This is a genomic window from Streptomyces sp. NPDC021115 (genome assembly GCF_044333065.1).
Taxonomy (GTDB): Bacteria; Actinomycetota; Actinomycetes; order Streptomycetales; family Streptomycetaceae; genus Streptomyces.
In genome coordinates this window covers 1-21999 of record NZ_JBIRQF010000027.1, presented here as the reverse complement: position 1 = coordinate 21999, position 21999 = coordinate 1, and the positions used below count along the sequence as shown (strand labels likewise).

The following is a 21999-nucleotide window of genomic DNA, read 5'->3' as shown; positions in this document are numbered from 1 at the left end:
GCCCCGTGGAATGACCTTCCGGCGGCCACTTTTGTCATATGCCCCACGCCCAGGGCGACTTGGGGATATCCGAGCGGGGCCCGGGATGACAAAGGTCACGCGAACTCGTCGCCGTTTTGTGGAACCGAACACGGATACCGCGTATCGCGCCTCAACCACACCGGGGCGAGGCGGACATATCAGCTGAATCATGCTCGTGGCATGAAATCGGCCCCGATCAGGAGGCATCCGGGCGCACCACGCCCAGGATCGGCATCGACCCCGCCCCCGCCAGGGTCACCTGGCGCCCCGGGCGCGGGGCGTGGACGATCGCGCCGTCGCCCACGTAGATCCCCACATGACTGGCGTCCTTGAAGTAGATGACCAGGTCGCCGGGGCGCATCCGGGCGGTGTCCACCTTCGGCAGCAGCCGCCACTGCTCCTGCGAGGTCCGCGGGATGGCCCGCCCGGCCGAGGCCCAGGCCCGCTGGGTCAGCCCCGAGCAGTCGAAGGCGTCCGGGCCGGCGGCGCCCCATACATAGGACTTGCCGATCTGGGCCGACGCGAAGTCGATCGCGCGCCGCCCCACGCCGCTCGAACGTCCGCCGACCTCCCGCAGTATGCCGGTCTTGAGCCATTTCGCCTGGGATGCCCGGTCCCGCTCCTCCTGGAGCTGCCGCAACCGGCCCCGTTCCCTGGCCTCCAGCCGGGACTCCAGCCGCCGGGCGCGGGCGAGCTTTTCGGTGATCTCCGCCCTTGCCGCCGCCTTCTTCGCCCGGCTCCGGTCGAGCCGCTCCCACTCCCGGGACGCGGACGCGGCGTACCGGTCGAGCGCCTCCCGGGTGTGCTCCAGCCGGTTCATCAGCCCGCGGGCCGCCTTCTCGCCCTTGCGCGCGAGGGTGAAGCCGTCGAGGACGTCGCCGGGGTCGTCGCCGAGGAGCACCTTCGCCTCGGGCGGCATCCCGCCGCCGCGGTACTGGGCCCGGGCCAGCGCCCCGGCGCGCTCCCGCAGCCCGGTCATCTCCTTCTGTGACGCCACCACGGCCCGCGCGATCTTGACGATCGCCTTCTCCTGGCGCGTTTGTTTCTCCCGCGCGAGGTTGTATGCGTCGGTGGCTGATTCCGCTTGCCGGTAGAGGCCGTCCACGTCCGCGCGGACCTTCTCCAGCCGCCCCTTGCCGGACGCGGTGCCTCCCCCGCCGCCCGATGCCGGCTCCGGTTCGCCGGGCGCCGCGTACGCCGCGGGCCCGGGTAACGCCGATGCCCCCAGCGCGCAGACGAGCGCCGCGGCCGCGGCGACGCCCGTACCCCTCCCTCTCCCGTCCCGCCTCACCCGCGGCCTCCTCTCGTCGAAGTAGGGACGGATAGTGACATGCCGTACCGCAATCCGACAGAGCCACGCGCCGACCGGCCCCACACGCGACGCGATCCGGGGTTCCGCGAGGACGGAAGTGGACGGAAGCGGGCGGAAACAGGCGGGATTCCGGGCCGCGAGCACGCCGTGACCCCGCCGTTACCCGGCCACCACACTGACGGCCGAGGTTCACCGCTCGTTAACTCTTCCCCTTCGGTCGCTTCATCTGATCTGCCTAATTTCAGCCCTACTGAGAGGGGGCCGAGCCCTGTGCCCGGCCCCACGGCCCAGCGCACATCCATCCCTGCGCACCACTACGTCGCGCGCCGTCCCCACACCGGCGGCTTCTGGAAGGAATCTCCGAAAGTGAAGCTTCAGCGCAACAACCGGCTTCGCGCCATCGCTGCCGGTGCCCTCGCCCTGTCCGGCGCCTTCGTCCTCACCGCCTGCGGTTCGGACAACAACAGCGGGGGCGGTGGCGCCCAGTCCACCGGCAACATCAAGTGCGATGGCAAGGGGCAGCTGCTGGCCTCCGGCTCGTCCGCGCAGAAGAACGCCATGGACCTGTGGACGAAGAACTACGGCGCGGCCTGCAAGGACGTCAAGCTCAACTACAAGGCCACCGGCTCGGGCGCGGGCATCCAGGAGTGGCTCCAGGGCAAGACCGCGTTCGCGGGCTCCGACTCGGCGCTCAAGCCCGAGGAGGTCGCGTCCTCGAAGAAGATCTGCAAGGGCGGCCAGGGCATCAACCTGCCGATGGTCGGCGGCCCGATCGCGATCGGCTTCAACGTCCCCGGCGTGGACAAGCTGACGCTCGACGCCGAGACCCTCGGCAAGATCTTCAACTCGGACATCAAGACGTGGGACGACCCCGCGATCAAGAAGCTCAACCCGGGCGTGAAGCTCCCGAGCCTCAAGATCCAGGCGTTCCACCGCTCGGACGAGTCGGGCACCACCGACAACTTCACCAAGTACCTCAAGGCCGCCGCCCCGAAGGCGTGGCCGCACGAGCCGGGCAAGGCGTGGGAGGGCAAGGGCGGTCAGTCCGCCGACGGTTCCTCCGGTGTCTCCTCGCAGGTCAAGCAGGTCTCCGGCTCGATCTCGTACTTCGAGCTGTCGTACGCGACCGCCAACAGCATCAAGACCGTCGACCTGAACACCGGTGCCGCGAAGCCGGTTCAGGCCACCGTCGAGAACGCCTCCAAGGCCATCGCCGAGGCCAAGCCCGCCGGCACCGGCAAGGACCAGGCCCTCGACCTGGCGTACGACACCAAGGCGGCCGGTGCCTACCCGATCACGCTGGTCACCTACGAGATCGCCTGCGACAAGGGCAACAAGGCCGGCACGCTCAAGGCCGCCAAGTCCTTCCTGAACTACGCCGCGAGCAAGGACGGTCAGTCCGCGCTGAAGGAGCTGGGCTACGCCCCGCTGCCCGACGCGATCGCCACGAAGGTCCGGGACAGCATTTCCAGCCTCTCCTGACCTGAAGGGTGCGGCCTGTTCCGCCCCGGCCACCCGCCGGGGCAGAGCAGGCCGCACCGTCCGGTGCACCGCCGCACCAGGAGCCTCGACCCCCATCCGGCTCCGCAGACCGGAGAACCCATGAAAACGGACATAGAACCCACATCCTCAGCCACCGGGGCACCCCCCGAGATCGCGAACCGCTCCACCGGCCGCGCCGGTGACAAGATCTTCCTCGGCCTCTCCCGGGGCTCCGGGATCGCCCTCCTGGTGATCATGGCGGCCATCGCGGGCTTCCTCGCGTACCGCGCCGCCATCGCGATCTCCAAGGACGAGGCCAACTTCCTCACCGCGTTCGAGTGGAACACCGGCTCGACCCCGATGCGCTTCGGCATCGCGGTCCTCGCCTACGGCACGGTCGTCAGCTCGATCATCGCGATGGTCATCGCGGTCCCGATCGCCGTCGGCATCGCGCTCTTCATCTCGCACTACGCCCCGCGGCGGCTGGCCACCCCGGTCGCGTACGTGATCGACCTGCTCGCCGCCGTCCCCAGCATCGTCTACGGCCTGTGGGGCGCGCTGTTCCTGGTGCCGCACCTGACGGGCCTGTACACCTGGCTCGACGAGTACCTGGGCTGGACCAAGATCCTCTCGTACCAGGGCGGCGCCGCGCGGTCGCTGTTCACCGTCGGCATCCTGCTGGCCATCATGATCCTGCCGATCGTCACCAGCGTGTCCCGCGAGGTGTTCCGGCAGGTCCCGAAGATGCACGAGGAGGCCGCGCTGGCGCTCGGCGCGACCCGCTGGGAGGTCGTCCGCATGTCGGTCCTCCCCTTCGGCCGCTCCGGCATCATCAGCGCCTCGATGCTGGGCCTCGGCCGCGCGCTGGGCGAGACCATGGCGGTCGCCACCGTGCTGTCCCCCAGCTACCTGATCAACGCCAGCCTGCTGGACCCGGGCGGCGGCACCTTCGCGCAGAACATCGCCAGCCACTTCAAGGAGGCGAACGACAACGGGCGTGACGCGCTCATCGCCTCCGGTCTGGTCCTGTTCGTCATCACCCTGCTGGTGAACGGCGCCGCGCGAATGATCATCGCCCGCCGCAAGGAGTACTCGGGGACCGCAGCATGAGCGACACGACCACCGACACCACCACGCCGCGCGCGTCCACCCTCGCCCAGGCGCGACTGCCCCGCTGGGCCCCGCTGGGCCTGGCCGTCGTCTCGATCGCCGCCGGCGTCGGCGCCGGCAGCGCAGTGGGCATGGCCAACCCCTTCCAGCTGGGCCTGATCGCCGCGCTGCTCTTCGTCGTCCTCTCCTACGGCGTCACGGCCGCGGTCGAGGGCAGCCGCCAGGCCAAGAACCAGCTGGCCACCAGCCTGGTGTGGCTCTGCTTCGTACTCGCGGTCGTCCCGCTGCTCTCGCTGATCTGGGAGACCGTCAACCGCGGCAAGACCGTGCTCGACGGCTACTTCCTCAGCCACTCCATGGACGGCGTCCAGACGATCCTGCCCGGCGGCGGCGCGTACCACGCGATCCTCGGCACCCTGGAGCAGGTCGGCATCGCGACCCTCATCGCGGCCCCCATCGGCCTGCTGACCGCCATCTACCTGGTCGAGTACGGGCGCGGAAAGCTCGCGAAGACCGTGACCTTCTTCGTCGACGTCATGACCGGCATCCCGTCGATCGTGGCCGGCCTGTTCATCCTCAGCTTCTGGATCATCATCCTGGGCTTCGGCTACTCCGGCATCGCCGGCGCCATGGCGCTGGCCATCCTGATGATGCCGATCGTGGTCCGCTCCACCGAGGAGATGCTCAAGCTCGTACCCGACGAGCTGCGCGAGGCCTCCCTCGCGCTGGGTGTGCCCAAGTGGCGCACCATCCTCAAGGTGGTGCTGCCCACCTCGATCGGCGGGATCACCACGGGTGTGATGCTCGCGGTCGCCCGTATCGCCGGTGAGTCGGCCCCCATCGTGCTGCTGGTCTTCGGCTCCCAGGCGATCAACCCGAACCCCTTCGACGGCGCCCAGTCGTCGCTGCCGTACTACATCTACGAGCAGTGGCAGCTGGGCAACGAGGCCTCGTTCAACCGTGCCTGGGCCGCGGCGCTCGTGCTCATCGCCTTCGTCATGATCCTGAACCTGGTGGCCCGCGGCATCGCCCGCTGGAAGGCCCCGAAGACCGGCCGCTGAGGCCAAGAAGAAGAGAAGTGATTCACATGGCCAAGCGCATCGACGTCAGCGGTCTTACGGCCTACTACGGCAGCCACAAGGCCATCGAGGACATCTCGATGACCGTCGAACCCCGCTCGGTGACCGCCTTCATCGGCCCGTCCGGCTGCGGCAAGTCGACCTTCCTGCGCACCCTCAACCGGATGCACGAGGTCACCCCCGGCGGCCGGGTCGAGGGCAAGGTGATGCTCGACGACGAGAACCTGTACGGCTCCGGCGTCGACCCCGTCTCCGTGCGCCGCACGGTCGGCATGGTCTTCCAGCGCCCCAACCCGTTCCCGACGATGTCCATCTTCGAGAACGTCGCGGCCGGGCTGAAGCTGAACGGCTCGTACAAGAAGAGCGAGCTGTCGGACGTCGTCGAGAAGTCCCTCAAGGGCGCCAACCTCTGGAACGAGGTCAAGGACCGGCTGAACAAGCCGGGCGCCGGGCTCTCCGGCGGTCAGCAGCAGCGGCTGTGCATCGCCCGCGCCATCGCGGTCGCGCCCGACGTGCTGCTGATGGACGAGCCCTGCTCGGCGCTGGACCCGATCTCGACCCTCGCCATCGAGGACCTGATCGGTGAGCTCAAGGAGCGCTTCACGATCGTCATCGTGACGCACAACATGCAGCAGGCGGCGCGCGTCTCGGACCGCACGGCCTTCTTCAACCTGGCCGGGGTCGGCCAGCCCGGCAAGCTCATCGAGATCGACGAGACCGAGCGGATCTTCTCCAACCCGTCCGTCCAGGCGACCGAGGACTACATCTCCGGCCGCTTCGGCTGACGCGAAGCCCCTCACCCTCGGGTGAGGAACGGCGTCCTGCGGTGCTGCATGGCGGTGCCACCGCACGACGAAAGGGCCCGCCCCCGGCTACCGGGGGCGGGCCCGCTTTCGTATCTGCGTCTATGGGCGGGTCAGCCGAAGGCCAGGTCCACGATCCAGTAGCTGAGGGCGGCGACCCCGGCCGCCGCGGGCATGGTGATGAACCAGCCGAGGATGATGTTCTTCGCGACCCCCCAGCGCACCGCGTTCACGCGCTTGGTCGCCCCCACACCCATGATCGCCGAGGTGATGACGTGCGTCGTCGAGATCGGCGCCTGGAACATGAACGACGCGGTGTACATGACCGAGGCCGCCGTCGTCTCGGCGGCGAAGCCCTGCGGCGGGTCCAGCTCGATGATCCGGCGGCCCAGGGTGCGCATGATGCGCCAGCCACCCGCGTACGTGCCGAGCGAGAGCATCGCGGCGCAGGCGATCTTCACCCACACCGGGATCGCGTCCCCCTGGTCCTCGACACCACCGATGACCAGGGCCATCACGACCACACCCATGGTCTTCTGGGCGTCTTGGAGACCGTGTCCGAGCGCCATACCGGCGGCCGACACGGTCTGCGCTATCCGGAAGCCGCGCTTCGCCTTGTGCGGGTTGGAGTTCCGGAACATCCAGAGGATGGCGACCATGACGAAGTAGCCCAGCACCAGGCCGATGACGGGCGAGAGGACCATCGGGAGGACGATCTTCTCCACCACACCGCTCCAGTGAACGGTGCTGGCACCGGCGAGCGCCGCGCCCACCAGGCCGCCGAACAGGGCGTGCGAGGAGGAGGACGGAAGTCCGTAGTACCAGGTGACCATGTTCCAGGCGATCGCGCCGATCAGGGCGGAGAACAGGATGATCATGCCCTGTTTGCCGGTCGGGGTGGCGATCAGGCCCTCACTGACGGTCTTGGCGACCCCGCTGCCGAGGAAGGCACCCGCGAGGTTCATCACCGCGGCCATCGCGAGCGCGGCCCGCGGGGTCAGGGCCCGGGTGGAGACCGAGGTGGCGATGGCGTTCGCCGAGTCGTGGAAGCCGTTGGTGTAAGTGAAGAAGAGCGCGACCGCGATGGTCACGACGAGCGCGAAGGTGTCCATGCCGGGGCTCAGGACTCCTTGACGGCGATCGTCTCGACCGTGTTGGCCACGTGCTCGAAGGCGTCGGCCGCCTCTTCCAGCACATCCACGATCTGTTTGAGCTTGAGCACCTCTATCGCGTCGTACTTGCCGTTGAAGAGGTGGGCCAGCAGCTTGCGGTGGATCTGGTCGGCCTGGTTCTCCAGCCGGTTGACCTCGATCCAGTACTCCGTGAGGTTCGTCATGGTGCGCAGGTTCGGCATGGCCTCGGCAGTCAGCTCGGCCGCCCGCGCCAGCACCTCGATCTGCTGTTCGACGCCCTTGGGCAGCTCCTCGACCTGATAGAGGACGACCAGGTCGACGGCCTCCTCCATGAAGTCCATGATGTCGTCGAGGGACGAGGCGAGGGAGTAGATGTCCTCGCGGTCGAACGGCGTGATGAACGAGGAGTTCAGCTGATGGAAGATCGCGTGCGTGGCGTCATCCCCCGCGTGCTCCGCGGCCCTCATCCGCTCGGCGATCTCGGCACGAGCGGCGGAGTCCGCCCCGAGCAGTTCCATCAGGAGCTTGGAGCCGGTCACGATGTTGTCCGCGGAGGCGGCGAACATGTCGTAGAAGCTCGTCTCCCTGGGGGTCAGACGAAAGCGCACTGGGGATCCTCGGGATGCGGCGGATGGGGACTCGACGATGCTAGGCGCATCTTCCGGCCACGGTAACCGGCGTCCCCAGTGTCGCCCATCGAGCGGTGTGCTCTTCACAGGGGCCCGGTTCGGCCGGAAAAGCCGTTACCATATACCCACTGGGGGTATATGTGCACCGATAGTGAACAACGGGAGGACGCCATGACCACCACGGCAGCCGGCACCACCGCGCCCACCGGCGGCGATGAGCGGGGCCAGGCGTCCGGCCAGGCTTCCCCTACCCACGGCGGGCACGGGTACGCCCACCAGAAGGACCAGCACCTGAAGCGGCTGCGCCGGATCGAGGGCCAGATCAGGGGTCTTCAGCGGATGGTCGAAGAGGATGTCTACTGCATCGACATACTCACCCAGGTCTCCGCGGGCACCAAGGCCCTCCAGTCCTTCGCCCTCCAGCTGCTCGAGGAGCATCTGCGGCACTGCGTGGCCAGCGCGGCCATCGAGAGCGCCGCCAAGGAGGGCGGCGACGGAGGGGACGAGGTGGACGCCAAGGTCGCCGAGGCGACGGCGGCCATCGCCCGGCTGCTGCGGACCTGAGGGGAGCGGCCCTGTCGGCCGCGCGGTCGGCCTACCCGGCGGGCGGACCGTCGGTTTCCGGCCGCTCCGGGCGCTCCGTCCGCTCCCGGTGACCGTCCTTCCGCCCCCGCGAGCGGTTGGCCGAATTCGATCGGTCAGGTGATCGATCGACTGAGGCCGATCTGTCGAGCGAGGCCGACCGGTCGGCCTCCACCCGGAGCACCTCGTCGATGCGGTCCGGACTGAGCCTGTCCTCGTCCACGCTCGCTGCCGCGATCATCAATTCACCGTAGAGATCGATCTCGACGAGGGCCACGGGGTCCGGGCCCGGTGAGCCGCGACGCGCAACCACGTGTTTCACCTCCTCCTGCGAGCACCATCGAGCACTTTCGAGCAGCAGCTTCCCAGCGTAGGGATCGGTACACACTCCGCGCATGGCACGGATGGGCCATTTCGAAGGGGAGAGCGGGCCCCTCCGACTACTTCTGAGGCGATCCGACCTTTCCTGTGTAGATATCCGCGGGCTTGGGAAGCTGAACGGCGGTCTCCACCCCGAAGTCGTACAGCTCCGTCGTCGAGGCCACCCCCACCGCGCGCCGCCCGTCCGCGCTCGCGGCGGGCCGCGGACCGCTCGCCCTGCTGGTCACGGTGAAGCGGTGGCGCACCTCCCGCAGCCGTCCCAGCCCGTCCAGATACGCGTCGAAGGGCACCAGGGGGTCGGTGAACCCCTTCGCCGCGGCGCGCAGCGGCCCCCGTACGCCGTGCGAGGCCACCTCGGCCGCCCGGCCGATGTCCGTGGTGCCGCGGTAGTGCCGCACCACGGCGCCGTCCAGCCCCTCCTCGCCGACCAGGCTCGCCCGCCGCACCCCGCGCAGCAGTTCGGCGGCGGCCAGCGGATCGGTCGCCCCGCCGGTGACCAGGTTGCCGTCCGGAATGCCCGCGGTGTCCACCCGTACCCATTTGTCGCTGGGGATGCCCGCGCCGCGGTTGCGCATGAAGAGCGCACCGGGCGCCAGCAGTTCGGTGATGGGCCCGTGCTCGGCCGCGCCCGTCGCGTCCCGCGGCAGCGCCAGCCGCAGCCGCCCCCGCCGCTGCTCGAAGTCGTACGCCCCGCGGCCCTCGATCGACACCCGGGTGCCGCCGGTCGCCGTCTCCAGGGTCGTCCGCACCCGTGAACTCCCGGAGCTCACCAGCACATCCGCGGCCTGCTGGAGCGCGGCGACCGCGGCCGCCGCCCCGGGGGCACCGCCCGGGCGCTCGTCCGCCACCGTCTGGGACGAGCAGCCGCTGACGGTCGCCAGCAACCCGGCCAGCAGGCCACCCGCCACGCACCCGGCGACCGCCCTCGCCCGTCTCCTTCCACCGCGCCGCTGAACCACCATCGACCGTCGACCCCCTGGCCACGCTCGTCCACGCCTTGATACTTGTTCGTTTAACGACCCGTTCCGGCCACCCGTCACGGCCCGGTAGCGTGGTCATGTGCTCGACTCAGGTGACACCGGCCCCGACCAAGCCCGCACCACCACCGTGGAGAAGGGGGCCTTCTGCCTCGCCCGATGCACCTGCGGCTGGACCGGCCCGGCCCGCCGCGCCCGGTCCGCGGCCCGCGACGACGCGAGCGCCCATACGACGGACCGTCACTCTTCCGCCACGGACGCAACCCCACCGCCCGCCCTGCCCTCTGACCAGGAGACCGGGCGGTATACGCGGTAACGGCGGTGGCCCGGTCGACCCAGGGGACAAGGTCGACAGGGAGGGGACACCGCCATGCACCGGCGGACACTGCTGGCAGCGAGCGCGGGGCTGGCGTCCACGGCCACCTGGGCCGCGGCGTGCAGCAGCAACACCACCACGGGACGCGCCGCCGGCGGCCGTACGTCCCTCGTCTCGGGTTCGGGCGCCCGGCCCGCCGCGATCGACGGCAAGCCGAAGGCCGCCGACTGGAGCGCGCTCGGCAGGGCGCTGCACGGCGATCTGGTGCGCCCCGGCGACGCCGACTACACCGCCGCCCGGCGCCTGTACAACACCCGTTTCGACGATCTGCGGCCTGCCGGTGTCGCCTATATAGGCAATACATCTGACATCACCGCATGTCTGGACTTCGCCCGGCGCCATGGCACCCCCGTCGCCATCCGCAACGGCGGCCACTCTTACGCCGGTTATTCCAGCGGCGACGGCCGCCTGGTCATCGACGTCTCCGCGCTCCGCTCCATCCGCACCACCACCGGCGAGGCCCGCATCGGCGGCGGCGCCAAGCTCATCGACGTCTACACCACCCTCGGCGCCCACGGCGTCACCGTCCCCGGCGGCTCCTGCCCGAGCGTCGGCATCTCCGGGCTCACCCTCGGCGGCGGCCACGGCGTGGTCTCCCGGGCGTACGGGCTCACCTCCGACCACCTCACCGGCGCGACCCTCATCACCGCCGACGGCAAGACCCTCCAGGTCTCCAAGGACCGCGAACCCGACCTCTTCTGGGCGCTGCGCGGCGCGGGCGGCGGCAACTTCGGCGTCGTCACCGAGCTGCGCTTCCGCACCCGCAAGCCCGGCGACGGCGTCACCGCCTACATGTCCTGGCCCTGGTCGAAGGCGGCCAAGGTGCTCAGCGCGTGGCAGAAGTGGGGCCCCGACCAGCCCGACGAGATCTGGTCGGCGCTGCATCTGTCGGCCGCCCCCGGCCACACCCCCACCGTCTCCATCAGCTGCTTCTCGCTGGGCACCTACGGCGACCTCCAGAACGCGGTCGACCGGCTCGCCGACGGCCCCGGCGGCCCCGGCCCGGCCTCCCGGGTGACCCTGCGCCGCCGGGGGTACGTCGACGCGATGCGCATGTACGCGGGCTGCGGCGACACCTCGACCAGCCGCTGCCATCTGCCCGGCGACAAGCCCGGCCGCAGCGCCGACGGGGTGCTGAAGCGGGAGACGTACGCGGCGCGGTCCGACTTCTTCGACCGCTCGCTCAGCCAGGCGGGGGTGCGCGCCATGCTCGACCAGGTCGAGCGGTTCGGGCGGCGCACCAGCGGCGGCGGCGCGGTCAGCATCGCGCTCACCGCGCTCGGGGGCGCCGTGAACCGCGTCGACCCGCGGGCCACCGCCTTCGTCCACCGCCGCTCGCGGTTCCTCGCGCAGTACACCGCCTCCTGGGCGGCGGGCGGCGCGGGCGCCCCGCAGAACGCCTGGCTGGACTCGGCGCACTCGGCGATGCGGCGCTACGCCTCCGGGGCCGCGTACCAGAACTACACCGACGCCACGCTCAAGAACTGGCGCTCGGCGTACTACGGCTCCGGCGCGGACCGGCTGGCGGGGCTGAAGAAGCGTTACGACCCGAAGCGGCTCTTCGACTTCCCGCAGGCGCTGTGAGCACGGCCTGACCTCTGTTTACGTACGAGTCCTTCTCCACGTACGACGGGCGGCCCGGCACGTTGCCGGACCGCCCGTTTCAGCTCTTCGCGTCAGGCCGCGAGGTCCTTGCTGCCGCGCCCCGTACCCGGCGAACGGGTCCCGGCCTCGGGGAACTCCGGGAACCCCTCGCCCGCCGCGGCCGCCGGAGCGGGACCCCCGGCCCGTATCAGCCAACCGGCCCGCGACCCGGCGATCGTCGTGGTGAGCGGCGTCAGCAGCATCATCGCCAGCGGCGCCAGCAGCAGCGCGACCGCGGTGCCCAGCGCGAACCCGCCGATGACGTCCGTCGGATAGTGCACGCCCATGTAGACGCGGCAGAACCCTTCGAGCAGCGCGAGCCCTATCGCGGCCAGCCCGTACCGCCGGTGGGCCATGAAGACCCCGACGGCGAGCCCCATGGTGAGCGTCGCGTGGTCGCTGACGAAGGAGAAGTCGGTCTTGCCCGCCACCAGGACCTCGAGCTGATGGTCCTTGAACGGCCGGGGGCGCTGGACGAACTCGCGGATCGGGATGTTGGCGATCAGCGCGATCCCGGCCGCCAGCGGCGCCCACATCAGCCCGGCGACGGCCGACGGCGCGTCCTGCCCCCGCTTGCGCACGCTCCACCAGGCGCCGAGGCCCACCAGAACGAGCCCGATGACGATCCCGTACTCGCCGACGAACTCCATCACGCGGTCGAACCAGTGCGGGGCGTCCTTCGCGAGCCCGTTGATGTCGTAGAGGAGGCTGACATCGGGGTTCGACCCGTCCAGTGCGAGTCCAGACATGTGCCGCGGCCCCTTATCTCTCACCTGTCGCTACGTACAGCTGCCGACCCCCGTGATTCCCCACGACCGGCGGCCCCGGCGAGCGATGCCGAAGGGTGTGCCGCCGATCCACTTCCAGGAAACGCCCTCATCGCGCCAAGCGTTCCGTTCGCTACCCAACGATCACCGGGACGTTACCGAAGGGTGACCCATCGCCGCAGCTCAGAGCGAATCCTTACGCGGCGTCGGGCTTGGGCAGCGCTTTTGCGCCATCCTGCGTCACCCTCGTCGCCCCGATGTAGTCCGGGGAGTCGATCGGGTCGAAGCGGATCACCGCACCAGTGTAGGGCGCGTTGATCATCTTCCCGCCGCCCACGTAGATCCCCACGTGGTGGATGGATCTCGGGTCGTCGAGGTCGTACGCGAAGAAGACCAGATCGCCGGGGAGCAGCTCGTCGCGCTTGGGATGCGGCCCGGCGTTCCACTGGTCGTTGGCGACGCGCGGCAGCTCGATCCCCACCGTCTTGTACGCCGCCTTCGTGAGCCCCGAGCAGTCGAACCGCCCGTCCTGGTCCGGCGTCCCGTTGCCGCCCCACAGATAGGGCTTCCCGAGCTGCTTCTGCGCGAAGTAGATCGCCGCGGCCGACTGCCGCGACGGCTGCACGGTCTGCGTGGGCGCCTCGAAGCTCTTGGCCAGGTTGGTGATGGTCTTCACGTAGTTCTGGGTCTCGCGGTACGGCGGCACACCGTTGTACTTGATCACGGCGTACGCGCCCGCGTTGTAGGACGCCAGCATGTTGTGCGTCAGATTGCCCGGCACGTCCTTCACATACTTCGCGAGCGAGCAGTCGTAGGCGGCCGCGGACGGGATCGCGTCGTTCGGATTCCAGATGTCCCGCTTGCCGTCCTTGTCGCCGTCCACCCCGTGCGACGCCCAGGTGGCGGGGATGAACTGGGCCAGCCCCTTGGCGTTGGCCGGGCTCTGCGCCTTCTCGTTCCAGCCGCTCTCCTGGTACAGCTGCGCGGCGAGCAGGGCCGGGTTGAGGGCGGGGCAGGAGTTCCCGTACCGCTGGATCAGCGGCGCGTACGACGCCGGGACGGCGCCCTTCGCCAGTCCGACACTGGTGCCGCCGCCACCGCCCGCGAGGTTCGCGGCGACCAGGTAAGTGCCGAGAACGAGCAGGACGACGAAGGAAAGACAGACTCCGATACCGACACTGACACCCAGCCAGACCTTACGCACCCGGCCATCCTCCCCCATCAGCCCTCGGTACGAACGTGTTTCCGTACGCACGGCGAAAATCAGCCGCTCGCCAGCCGAAACCCTACGGGCGACCGGTGGCGTGCGCCCTCTGTACCGCCTCCGCGCACCCCCGTGGACCGCGTAAAGTCCGGCCCGACCGAGCACCTCACACCCCATGGACCCCAAGGAACAAGGATGACGCAGCTGGACTGGCAGCGGGCCTCGACCGACGAGGACGAGGGGGCGGGCGCCTACCTGGAGGTGGCCGCGGGCCCCGACGGCCGGATCTACATGCGCGAAAGCAACGCCCCGGAGACGGTCGTCGTCACCACCCAGGCCAAGTGGGAGGCGTTCCTCAAGGGGGTCAAGGCGGGCGAGTTCGACGACTTCGCGGAGGAATGAAGGGCTCTGCTACCGATCGTTGCCCGGCGCCCACCCGCGTGATACACAGAGTGACCATAGGGCACCTGACGGACCCTGATGGACATGGCTCGTCCTCCTGCCAGGTCACCGTGGTCCACAACACGTACGAGATCCGCCAAGAAATGCCGCCCAGTCGACATGCGGAAGCGGAATCGTCAGCGAAGATAGAGACCGACCCACGCCGACCCGGCGGGGCACACAACTACCCATAAGGGGCGGTGAGTTCAATATGTTCCTAGCGGCCGAAAAGGGCGACATCAACACCATCATCGGCGGAATCGCCCCAGACTGGGGCCCCTTCGGGAGCCTGGGCAGCGAGGCCCGCGTGATGATCGAGGTCGTCATGGCCGTCGCGCTGCTGCTGTGCTTCGGCATCGCGATCTGGGGCGCGGCCAAGCAGCGCATCGGCGCGACCGCGCTGCGCGACACCTTCAGCGCGGAGCAGGGCAAGGGACTGATCGTCGCGGGGCTCACCGGCGTGTTCATCATCGGCTCACTGGGCACGCTCTTCACGATCGTGTACGGCATGGCCATCTAGCCACGCACCCGCCACGCCCCGGCCTGCGCCCCCGCGCACCGGAGCCGCCCCCCACGCGCGGCGCACGCCCCCGCCCCCGAGCCTCCGCCCCCGATCCCCCCTACCGGCCCCACCCTCCGTACCCGAGGCTGCTTCCTGATGCCCGCACCCGCCGCCCCCGTCGCCGAGGTCGTGTCAGTCTGATGTCCACTCACACCACCACGCCCACACGTCGGTCCACGCCGCTACCGTCGTACCAGCGTGGTGGAACAGCGACCACGGACGGCAGCAGGGTCGGCACGGTTGAAGGGGCGAGCACGCGATGAGTCTCGGCGGCGACGGCGGCTACGGCGGTGACTACGACTACGACGGCCACGACGCCGGCCGCACCCGCGGCACGGCCTCCGGCGGCCACCTGACGCGCACCCGGCTACCCGAAGGCGACGAGGACCCCTACGGCCCGCCCCGCCGCGGCCCCGGCCGGACCGCCAAGCCCAGCCGCAACCTGATCACGGTCGTCGGCGTCGTCGTCCTGCTCCTCGCCGCCATCGCCTTCGTCAACCGCGGCGGCCAGGGCGACGGCGGCTCGTCCGACACCGACTCCGGCGGCACCGACACCCAAGCCCAGCCAACCGCCCCCACCGGCACCCGCCCGGTCACCGGCAAGAACGGCACGACGGGCATCGCGTCGGGCTTCGCGAAGTCCCAGCAGGGGGCACAGAGCGCGGCGGCGAACTATGCGGTGGCGCTGGGGTCTGCCGAGATGCTCAACCGCGAGCAGCGACACGAGATCCTTCCGCAGATCTTCACGGCCACGGCCGCGGGCCCGCTCCAGACCAAGCTCGACAAGGCATACTCGGCCGGCTCTCTGGAGAAGATCGGGCTGGACGCGAACGGCAAGGCGCCCGACGGCATGACCTACATCTCGCGTACCGCCCCCTTGGGCACCAAGATCGCAAAGTTCACGGACACCACGGCGACGGTGTCGGTGTGGTGCACCGGGGTGTTCGGCACGGCGGGAGAGGGATCGAAGAATCCGGTCACCAACGACTGGTTCACCATGACGCTCAAGCTGCGCTGGGCGGACAAAGACTGGAAGGCCGAGAGCTACTCCCAGAAGACCGGCCCCGCCCCCGTCAACAGCGACAACACCGCCTCCACGGCCGATGAGATCGCCAAGGCAGTCGAGCAGTACGGAGGGTTCACCTATGCCCGCTAGCCCGAGCCGCCGCGCTCTCACGCTCACGGGCGTTCTGGCGGCCGTTCAAACGGCCGCCGTACTACTGGCGACCCGTGCGGCCGCTGCCCCTTCGCCCACACCGAGCCCATCCGGCAGTGACAAGGACGATTGCAGCGCGCTCCTCGGCCAGGTCCGCGAAAACTGTGAAAAGGGCAGCGGCGGCGGTGGCTCCGGCGCCCCTTCCGACCCGTCGAATCCCCTCGACCCCGCCGCCTCCCTCGCCCGCGGCTGCGCCGACGCCGCCGCCTGGATCATCGGCAAGCTCTCGAAGCTCGTCAAAGAGACGGCGAACGTCGACTTCACGAACGAGGCCTTCCTCCGCCAGTACGCCGTCGTCTTCGCCGCCTCGACCGTCCTCACCCTCATCCTCTGGCTCCTCGCCGTCGCCAAGCGCGCCATCCGCGGCGTCCCGCTCGGTGAGGCACTCTCCGAGGCCATAGGCTTCCTGTGGCTGACGGTCCTGGCCTCCGCCTTCACCCCGCTCATCCTCTATACGGTCGTCACCGCCACCGACGCCGTCACGGATGCCATCGCCTCCGGCACCGGCGCCGACAACGACGCCTTCTTCGGGTCCTTCGCCCAGGCCCTCAAGCGGGACGAGGACATCGGCGGCGGCCCCATCATGCTCATCGTCGTGTCGCTCGTGACGATCCTCGCGGCCGGTGTGCTCTGCCTGGAGCTGGTCATCCGCGCGGCCCTGCTCTACGTCGGCGCCCTGCTCGGCACGGCCGTCTACGCCGGGCTCGTCGACAAGAACATGTGGGGGCACGTCCGCCGCTGGGCCGGGATCATGATCGCGGTGATCCTCGTCAAGCCGGTCATCGTGATCGTCCTCGCCCTGGCCGGGGCGCTGTCCACCTCCGGTAACGAGCCCGACGCCTTCTCGGCCGTCGTCTCCGGCCTCTCCATCATCATCCTCGCCATCTTCGCCAGCGCGATGATCTACCGCTTCGTGCCCGGCTTCGGCGACGAGATCGTCAAGGCCCGCAGCGCCAGCGCCGACCCCGCGTCCCGGCAGGCCGCCGCGGTCATCAGCTCGCCCGCGGCCCTGGTGAAGCAGGGCATCAACACCCACAGCGCCCGTGGCGGGGGCGACGGCGGAGGCGGCGGGGCCCGCCCGGCCCAGGCCAAGCCCGCCAACCCCGTATCCGGCGGTGTCGCCGCGCACAGCTCCCGCGGCGGCGGCAGCGGCGGAGGCGCCTCCGGCGCCAGCCGCACCGGCAACTCCGGGGGCGGCGGGTCCGCCCCCGCCCCCCGTTCGCAGAACAACAGCTCAGGCAACAACCCGGGAGGTGACCGGCGGTGACGGTCGATGCCCAGTCCCATGCCGTCGCGCCGCGCCGCACGTATCTGATCGGGCGTGCCCGCCCCAACGCGATCGTCGGCAAGAACCGCGAGACCGGCGAGATCGCGCTGATCATCACGGGCGCGTTCATCGGGATGATGTGCGGGCTGCTGGTGCCGGTGCTGTCGCTGCGCATCGTCGCCCTCGTCGGCTTCCCGACCATCGCGCTGGCCGCCGTGTACGTGCCGTACAACGGGCGCACGTTCTACCGCTGGTTCGAGATCAACCGCTCCTACCGGCGCAGCGTCCGCAAGGGCACCACCGCCTACCGCTCCGGTGCCGCCGAGGCCGGTACCCGGTTCGACGGCCGTGAGGTGGAGGTCGGCCCGCCCCCCGGCATCGGGCGGATCAACTGGCTGGCCGCGCCGTTCGGCCCGGACGAGATCGCCGTCCTGCTGCACGCCGACCGCCGCACCGTCACCGCCGCGATCGAGATCGAGGGCCCGGGCGTCGGCCTGCGCGACAGCGAGGACCAGGAGGCCCTGGTCGACCGGTTCGGCACGCTGCTCAAGCACGTGGCCAACGGCGACGGCTTCGTGACGCGCCTCCAGATGCTGGCCCGCACCCTCCCCGCCGACCCGGACGCACACGCCAAGGACGTCGAGCGGCGCGGCGACAACGGCTCCCCTGGCTGGCTCAAGGACTCGTACGACCAGCTCCAGTCGATGGTGTCCACGTCCTCCGAACAGCACCGCGCGTATCTCGTCGCCTGCATGCACTACACCCGCGACCTGGCCGCCGAGGCGCAGGCCATCGCGCGCGCCACCCGTCGCAGCGCCGGTGGCGGCAGGATGGACAAGGACGCGGGCCTGGCCGTGATCATGGCGCGCGAGCTGACCGACATCTGCGCGCGGCTCGCCGAGGCCGACATCCGGGTCCGCCAGCCCCTCGGGCAGGGGCGGCTGGCCTCGCTCATCCACTCCATGTACGACCCGGACCACCCCATCGACCACATCCAGGCGATGACCAAGCGCAACGCCTGGCCCGCCGAGCTGGACGCGATGGAGCCCACCTACCTCCAGGCGAAGACCCGCGAGTCCAGCACCCGCGAGCCGTGGTGCCATGCCACCGCATGGGTGAAGGAGTGGCCCATGACGCCGGTCGGGGTGAACTTCCTCGCCCCGCTGCTCGTCCACACCCCCGATGTCATCCGTACGGTCGCCGTCTGCATGGATCTGGAGCCCACGGAGATCGCGATCGAGCGCATGCTGACCGAAAAGGTCAACGACGAGGCCGAGGCCAGCCGCGCCGCGAAGATGAACCGTACGGTGGACCCGCGCGACATCGCGGCGCACGGCCGACTCGACCAGCGGGGCGAGGACCTGGCCAGCGGCGCCGCGGGCGTCAACCTGGTCGGCTACATCACCGTCTCCTCCCGCTCGCCCGAGGGTCTCGCCCGCGACAAGCGGACCATCCGGGCCTCGGCGGGGAAGAGCTATCTCAAGCTGGAGTGGTGCGATCGTGAGCACCACCGGGCGTTTGTGAACACGCTGCCGTTCGCGACCGGTATCCGCCGTTAGCCGACCGCATCTGATCGATAGCCGTCAGAGACGGCCCTGAGACGCTTGAGACGACTGGGACTGGGACGATAGGGGCTCCGCCGTGGCCGATCCGATGACCGCCGTCACCGACGCGTTCACCAGCTTCCTCTTCGGGAAGGTGGAGACGACTCGGCTGCCGGTCCGCACGTCCACGGGGCAGGCGCAGGCCGTCTACCTCCCGACCGCGGCTCCGGGCCTCGGCGACTCGGGCGTCATCATCGGGCGCGAGGTGTACTCCGGGAAGGGCTACATCTACGACCCGTTCCAGCTGTACGGCCAGCAGCTGCCCGCCCCGCACTGGCTGGTGCTCGGCGAGTCAGGCAACGGCAAGTCGGCGCTGGAGAAGACGTACGTACTCCGTCAGCTCCGGTTCCGCGACCGCCAAGTGGTGGTGCTGGACGCCCAGGGCGAGGACGGCGTGGGCGAGTGGAACCTGATCGCCCAGGAGCTGGGGATAACGCCCATCCGGCTCGACCCGATGGCGGCCCTCGACGGCGGCATCCGGCTCAACCCCCTCGACCCGTCGATCACGACGACCGGTCAGCTGGCCCTGCTCCGTACGATCATCGAGGTCGCGATGGGGCACGGGCTCGACGAGCGCTCCGGCTTCGCCCTCAAGGTCGCGCACGCCTACGTCAACGACACCATCACCGACCGGCAGCCGGTGCTGACCGACATCGTCGAGCAGCTGCGCCACCCCGAGCCGGAGTCGGCGGAGGCGATGAACGTCGACCTGGACGACGTACGGGCCTGGGGCCTGGACGTCGCCCTGGTGCTGGACCGGCTGGTCGACGGTGACCTGCGCGGCATGTTCGACGGTCCGACCACGGCGGGAATCGATCTCGACGCGCCGCTCATCGTCTTCGACCTGTCCCATATCGACCGCAACTCGATCGCGATGCCCATCCTCATGGCCATCGTGGGCGTCTGGCTGGAGCACACCTGGATCCGGCCCGACCGCAAGAAGCGCATCTTCCTGGTCGAAGAGGCGTGGCACATCATCAACTCGCCCTTCGTGGCCCAGCTCTTCCAGCGGCTGCTGAAGTTCGGCCGACGGCTCGGCCTGTCCTTCGTCGCCGTCGTCCACCATCTGTCCGACGTGGTCGACGGCGCCGCGGCGCGCGAGGCCGCGGCGATCCTCAAGATGGCCTCCACCCGGACGATCTACGCCCAGAAGGCGGACGAGGCCCGGGCCACCGGGCGCGTACTCGGTCTGCCTCGCTGGGCGGTGGAGATCATTCCGACGCTCTCTCCCGGCATCGCGGTCTGGGACGTCAACGGCAACGTACAGGTCGTCAAACACCTGATCACCGAGGCCGAGCGCCCCCTCGTCTACACCGACCGGGCGATGACCGAGGACGGGCTCGCCGTCCAGCTGGCCGCCGAGGCGGAGGCAGAGGAGCGGGCGGCAGCGGCGGTCGAGGCCGCGGCGGAGGCGGACCCCTACGGCGGTCCGTCGTACGGCTCCACGGTGGCCTGACGTGGCGGGCGGGCAGTACCGCGGCGGACCCGCGGAGCGCGGCGACCACGGAAGACAGCCGTCCCCCCAGGGCGGCATCCCGGACGGGCTGCTGCTCGGACTCATCGCCTTCCTGCTGGGGCTGACCGTCCTCATCTGGTCGGCGACCGGCCTGTCCGCGCTCTTCGCCCACGGCGCCTGGCCGGACGGACTGACGTTCGTCCACACGCCCTTGGCGCTGCGCCATCTGGTGGAGGAGCCGCACAACCTGGCGGCCGCCTGGCCCGCCACGCCGAAGGGCCAGCTGTCCGGGTACGGGCTGTTCTGGGGCGTCTTCATCAGCGAGCTGATGGTGCTGATCGTGGTCGCGATCTTCGCGATCGGCACGCTGACCCGCTACCGGCTGGTCCGTGCCAAGCGCCGCACCGCCCGGGCGGAGGCCGCCCAGGGCGCCGCCCGCTCTGCGGTCGCCGGCGACGGCACGGGTACGGAGCGGGCGCCCGGCCCCGCCGCGTACGCCCCTGAGGGCACGGCGCGAGGTGTCAGCCCGGGGGCGAGAACGCCCCACGAAGCCCCTCAGCCGGTTCCGCGCTCCGGCCCTGGCCCCGGTAGACCGGGCGACGAGCACAGCACGCCCGTCCTGCCCGAGCAGACCACCGCGCCGGGAGCCCCGGCTACGTTCCCGGCCCACGAAACTCCCGTGGAGGCCTCCGCCGCCGACGTACCGGTCGCCCCGTCAGCCGCCGCGTACGAGACGGCAACCGGCCCCGTCGCCCTGGAACGCACCCAGCCGTCCTCCCCGGCCCCGCACGGCCCCCAGGACCCGGCCACCCCCGCCCCCGCCTCGACCTCCGGCACCGACCTCGCCGCCGGGCTGTTCCGCCCCGGCGGGGAACCGGCCCGGTCCCGCGTCCTCTTCGGCGCCGAGCGCGGCAACGCGGCCGCCCAGGCCATCCTGGAGGCGGTCGGCCCGGTCCTCGTCGTCACCAGCGATCCCGAGCTGTGGGCCGCGTCCAAGGACGCCCGCGCCAAGTTCGGGCCCACCCATGTCTTCGACCCGTCCCACCTCCTCGACACCCCAGCCCGGCTGCGCTGGAACCCGGCCGACGGCTGCGGCTCCCGCGAGGTCGCGGCCGCCCGCGCCGCCGCCCTGCTGGCCCCCGTACGCCCCGCGCACGCGATGGACCAGCCCATGGCGGAGGCCGCGGAGACGATGCTGCGCTGCTGGCTGCACGCGGCCGCGGTGGACGGCCGCCCCTTCCGCCACGTACACCGCTGGGCGCAGGGCAGTTCCGCCCATGAGCCGGTACGGATCCTCCGTACGCATTCCAAGGCGGCGGGCGGCGCGGCGGGCGAGCTGGAAGCCACCCTCACCGCGCACCCCGAACGCCGCGATATGGCCCAGGAACTGACGGCGCGTGCGCTGGGCGCACTCTCGTCGATCCACATCCGGGACGCATGCAATCCGGGACGGCCCGATGGGCTCGCTCTGGAGTCATTCATCGGTGAAGGGGGAACCCTCTATCTGATGGGGGACTCCATCGAGGACCCCCGGACTCAGCCGGGTGCGATGCCTTTGTTGACCGCACTCGCCTCACACGTGGTCGAGCACGGCCGGCGCATGGCCGAACGGTCATCCTCCGGTCGGCTCGACCCACCACTCACCCTGGTCCTGGACGATGTGGCCGCCGTGGCGCCGCTTCCGGCGCTGCCCGACCTGCTGGCCCAGGGCGCCGCCCAAGGGCTCCCCACGCTGGCGCTGATGCGCTCGCAGGAGCAGGCACGAGCCCGGTGGCCGCACCGCACGGTGGTCGGGTAAGCGCCCCGCAGCTGGCGGAGAGCGGAGGGGGTCCCCACGGCACACGGCACAAAGCGAAAGGGCCCTGTAGGAAGCTTTTCAGCTCCCTACAGGGCCCTTTCTAAAATTTGTTCGGCGGCGTCCTACTCTCCCACAGGGTCCCCCCTGCAGTACCA

The 21999-nt window shown here is 70.3% G+C and carries 20 protein-coding genes; 13 read left to right on the top strand and 7 right to left on the bottom strand.

The genetic code is table 11. The features are described from left to right. Positions 1 to 217 precede the first annotated feature (217 nt). Positions 218 to 1312, bottom strand: coding sequence for an NlpC/P60 family protein (locus ACH4TL_RS42235; protein WP_398329723.1), 1095 nt, complete (start codon positions 1310 to 1312; stop codon positions 218 to 220). Positions 1313 to 1699: 387 nt separating this feature from the next. Here ACH4TL_RS42235 and pstS point away from each other — a divergent pair, with 387 nt between their 5' ends. The 4 genes from pstS (at position 1700) to pstB (ending at position 5789) form a co-directional block, all read left to right on the top strand. Beyond that, the gene (gene pstS, locus ACH4TL_RS42230; protein ID WP_398329726.1) at positions 1700 to 2815 is read left to right on the top strand and encodes a phosphate ABC transporter substrate-binding protein PstS; all 1116 of its coding nucleotides are present in this window, start codon (positions 1700 to 1702) and stop codon (positions 2813 to 2815) included. Positions 2816 to 2935: 120 nt separating this feature from the next. Further along, complete coding sequence (pstC, locus tag ACH4TL_RS42225; protein ID WP_398329729.1) at positions 2936 to 3925, top strand: phosphate ABC transporter permease subunit PstC; 990 nt, start codon at positions 2936 to 2938, stop codon at positions 3923 to 3925. Then, on the top strand, positions 3922 to 4986 hold the full coding sequence (gene pstA / locus ACH4TL_RS42220) for a phosphate ABC transporter permease PstA (RefSeq protein WP_398329732.1): 1065 nt from the start codon (positions 3922 to 3924) through the stop codon (positions 4984 to 4986). The genes pstC and pstA overlap by 4 nt, the downstream gene beginning before the upstream one ends. Positions 4987 to 5012: 26 nt before the next feature. Next, positions 5013 to 5789, top strand: coding sequence for a phosphate ABC transporter ATP-binding protein PstB (gene pstB / locus ACH4TL_RS42215; RefSeq protein WP_398329735.1), 777 nt, complete (start codon positions 5013 to 5015; stop codon positions 5787 to 5789). 131 nt (positions 5790 to 5920) lie between these two features. Here the strand turns inward: pstB and ACH4TL_RS42210 are convergent, their stop codons facing one another. Both ACH4TL_RS42210 and ACH4TL_RS42205 read right to left on the bottom strand, forming a co-directional pair. Next, entirely contained in the window at positions 5921 to 6919 is a 999-nt protein-coding gene (locus tag ACH4TL_RS42210; RefSeq protein WP_398329738.1) for an anion permease, read from the bottom strand. An 8-nt stretch (positions 6920 to 6927) separates the two neighbouring features. Continuing rightward, a complete protein-coding gene (locus ACH4TL_RS42205; RefSeq protein WP_009716140.1) occupies positions 6928 to 7548 on the bottom strand; it encodes a DUF47 domain-containing protein in 621 nt (206 codons plus the stop codon). A 192-nt stretch (positions 7549 to 7740) separates the two neighbouring features. On the opposite strand from ACH4TL_RS42205, the gene ACH4TL_RS42200 reads away from it, so the two are divergent. Further along, positions 7741 to 8133, top strand: coding sequence for a metal-sensitive transcriptional regulator (locus tag ACH4TL_RS42200; protein ID WP_398329742.1), 393 nt, complete (start codon positions 7741 to 7743; stop codon positions 8131 to 8133). Between the two features lie 31 nt (positions 8134 to 8164). On the opposite strand, the gene ACH4TL_RS42195 is transcribed toward ACH4TL_RS42200, so the two are convergent. After that, on the bottom strand, positions 8165 to 8428 hold the full coding sequence (locus ACH4TL_RS42195) for a hypothetical protein (RefSeq protein ID WP_398329778.1): 264 nt from the start codon (positions 8426 to 8428) through the stop codon (positions 8165 to 8167). A gap of 163 nt (positions 8429 to 8591) precedes the next feature. Then, positions 8592 to 9494 (bottom strand): hypothetical protein, encoded by a 903-nt coding sequence (locus ACH4TL_RS42190; RefSeq protein ID WP_398329745.1) that lies wholly within the window; start codon positions 9492 to 9494, stop codon positions 8592 to 8594. Positions 9495 to 9879: 385 nt separating this feature from the next. Here ACH4TL_RS42190 and ACH4TL_RS42185 point away from each other — a divergent pair, with 385 nt between their 5' ends. After that, positions 9880 to 11469 (top strand): FAD-binding oxidoreductase, encoded by a 1590-nt coding sequence (locus ACH4TL_RS42185; RefSeq protein WP_398329748.1) that lies wholly within the window; start codon positions 9880 to 9882, stop codon positions 11467 to 11469. A gap of 92 nt (positions 11470 to 11561) precedes the next feature. Here ACH4TL_RS42185 and ACH4TL_RS42180 read toward each other — a convergent pair whose 3' ends face one another. Continuing rightward, on the bottom strand, positions 11562 to 12278 hold the full coding sequence (locus tag ACH4TL_RS42180; protein ID WP_398329751.1) for a phosphatase PAP2 family protein: 717 nt from the start codon (positions 12276 to 12278) through the stop codon (positions 11562 to 11564). Positions 12279 to 12492: 214 nt separating this feature from the next. Then, entirely contained in the window at positions 12493 to 13500 is a 1008-nt protein-coding gene (locus tag ACH4TL_RS42175) for an NlpC/P60 family protein (protein WP_398329754.1), read from the bottom strand. Between the two features lie 195 nt (positions 13501 to 13695). On the opposite strand from ACH4TL_RS42175, the gene ACH4TL_RS42170 reads away from it, so the two are divergent. The 7 genes from ACH4TL_RS42170 to ACH4TL_RS42140 all read left to right on the top strand — a co-directional run bounded on the left by ACH4TL_RS42170 (position 13696) and on the right by ACH4TL_RS42140 (position 21844). Beyond that, the gene (locus ACH4TL_RS42170) at positions 13696 to 13902 is read left to right on the top strand and encodes a DUF397 domain-containing protein (protein ID WP_398329757.1); all 207 of its coding nucleotides are present in this window, start codon (positions 13696 to 13698) and stop codon (positions 13900 to 13902) included. A gap of 250 nt (positions 13903 to 14152) precedes the next feature. Then, on the top strand, positions 14153 to 14461 hold the full coding sequence (locus ACH4TL_RS42165; RefSeq protein ID WP_009716148.1) for a hypothetical protein: 309 nt from the start codon (positions 14153 to 14155) through the stop codon (positions 14459 to 14461). A gap of 301 nt (positions 14462 to 14762) precedes the next feature. Further along, positions 14763 to 15659, top strand: a complete 897-nt coding sequence (locus ACH4TL_RS42160) for a hypothetical protein (protein WP_398329760.1) — start codon at positions 14763 to 14765, stop codon at positions 15657 to 15659. Next, the gene (locus ACH4TL_RS42155; RefSeq protein WP_398329763.1) at positions 15649 to 16986 is read left to right on the top strand and encodes a hypothetical protein; all 1338 of its coding nucleotides are present in this window, start codon (positions 15649 to 15651) and stop codon (positions 16984 to 16986) included. Before ACH4TL_RS42160 ends, ACH4TL_RS42155 begins: the two co-directional genes overlap by 11 nt. Continuing rightward, positions 16983 to 18545 carry an SCO6880 family protein gene (locus ACH4TL_RS42150; protein ID WP_398329766.1) on the top strand — a complete coding sequence of 521 codons (1563 nt, stop codon included), beginning with the start codon at positions 16983 to 16985 and terminating at the stop codon, positions 18543 to 18545. The genes ACH4TL_RS42155 and ACH4TL_RS42150 overlap by 4 nt, the downstream gene beginning before the upstream one ends. 82 nt (positions 18546 to 18627) lie before the next feature. Next, positions 18628 to 20046: an ATP-binding protein gene (locus ACH4TL_RS42145; protein ID WP_398329769.1), complete on the top strand. Its 1419-nt coding sequence runs from the start codon at positions 18628 to 18630 to the stop codon at positions 20044 to 20046. A gap of 1 nt (position 20047) precedes the next feature. Then, complete coding sequence (locus ACH4TL_RS42140; protein WP_398329772.1) at positions 20048 to 21844, top strand: hypothetical protein; 1797 nt, start codon at positions 20048 to 20050, stop codon at positions 21842 to 21844. Positions 21845 to 21999: the final 155 nt, after the last annotated feature.

Excerpts from the sequence above, each read along its gene's own strand:
- ACH4TL_RS42155 (WP_398329763.1), top strand. The coding sequence starts at position 15,649 with ATGCCCGCTAGCCCGAGCCGCCGCGCTCTCACGCTCACGGGCGTTCTG.
- ACH4TL_RS42180 (WP_398329751.1), bottom strand. The coding sequence starts at position 12,278 with ATGTCTGGACTCGCACTGGACGGGTCGAACCCCGATGTCAGCCTCCTC.
- ACH4TL_RS42210 (WP_398329738.1), bottom strand. The coding sequence starts at position 6,919 with ATGGACACCTTCGCGCTCGTCGTGACCATCGCGGTCGCGCTCTTCTTC.
- ACH4TL_RS42200 (WP_398329742.1), top strand. The coding sequence starts at position 7,741 with ATGACCACCACGGCAGCCGGCACCACCGCGCCCACCGGCGGCGATGAG.
- ACH4TL_RS42165 (WP_009716148.1), top strand. The coding sequence starts at position 14,153 with ATGTTCCTAGCGGCCGAAAAGGGCGACATCAACACCATCATCGGCGGA.
- pstC (WP_398329729.1), top strand. The coding sequence starts at position 2,936 with ATGAAAACGGACATAGAACCCACATCCTCAGCCACCGGGGCACCCCCC.
- ACH4TL_RS42185 (WP_398329748.1), top strand. The coding sequence starts at position 9,880 with ATGCACCGGCGGACACTGCTGGCAGCGAGCGCGGGGCTGGCGTCCACG.
- ACH4TL_RS42160 (WP_398329760.1), top strand. The coding sequence starts at position 14,763 with ATGAGTCTCGGCGGCGACGGCGGCTACGGCGGTGACTACGACTACGAC.
- ACH4TL_RS42190 (WP_398329745.1), bottom strand. The coding sequence starts at position 9,494 with ATGGTGGTTCAGCGGCGCGGTGGAAGGAGACGGGCGAGGGCGGTCGCC.
- pstB (WP_398329735.1), top strand. The coding sequence starts at position 5,013 with ATGGCCAAGCGCATCGACGTCAGCGGTCTTACGGCCTACTACGGCAGC.
- ACH4TL_RS42170 (WP_398329757.1), top strand. The coding sequence starts at position 13,696 with ATGACGCAGCTGGACTGGCAGCGGGCCTCGACCGACGAGGACGAGGGG.
- pstA (WP_398329732.1), top strand. The coding sequence starts at position 3,922 with ATGAGCGACACGACCACCGACACCACCACGCCGCGCGCGTCCACCCTC.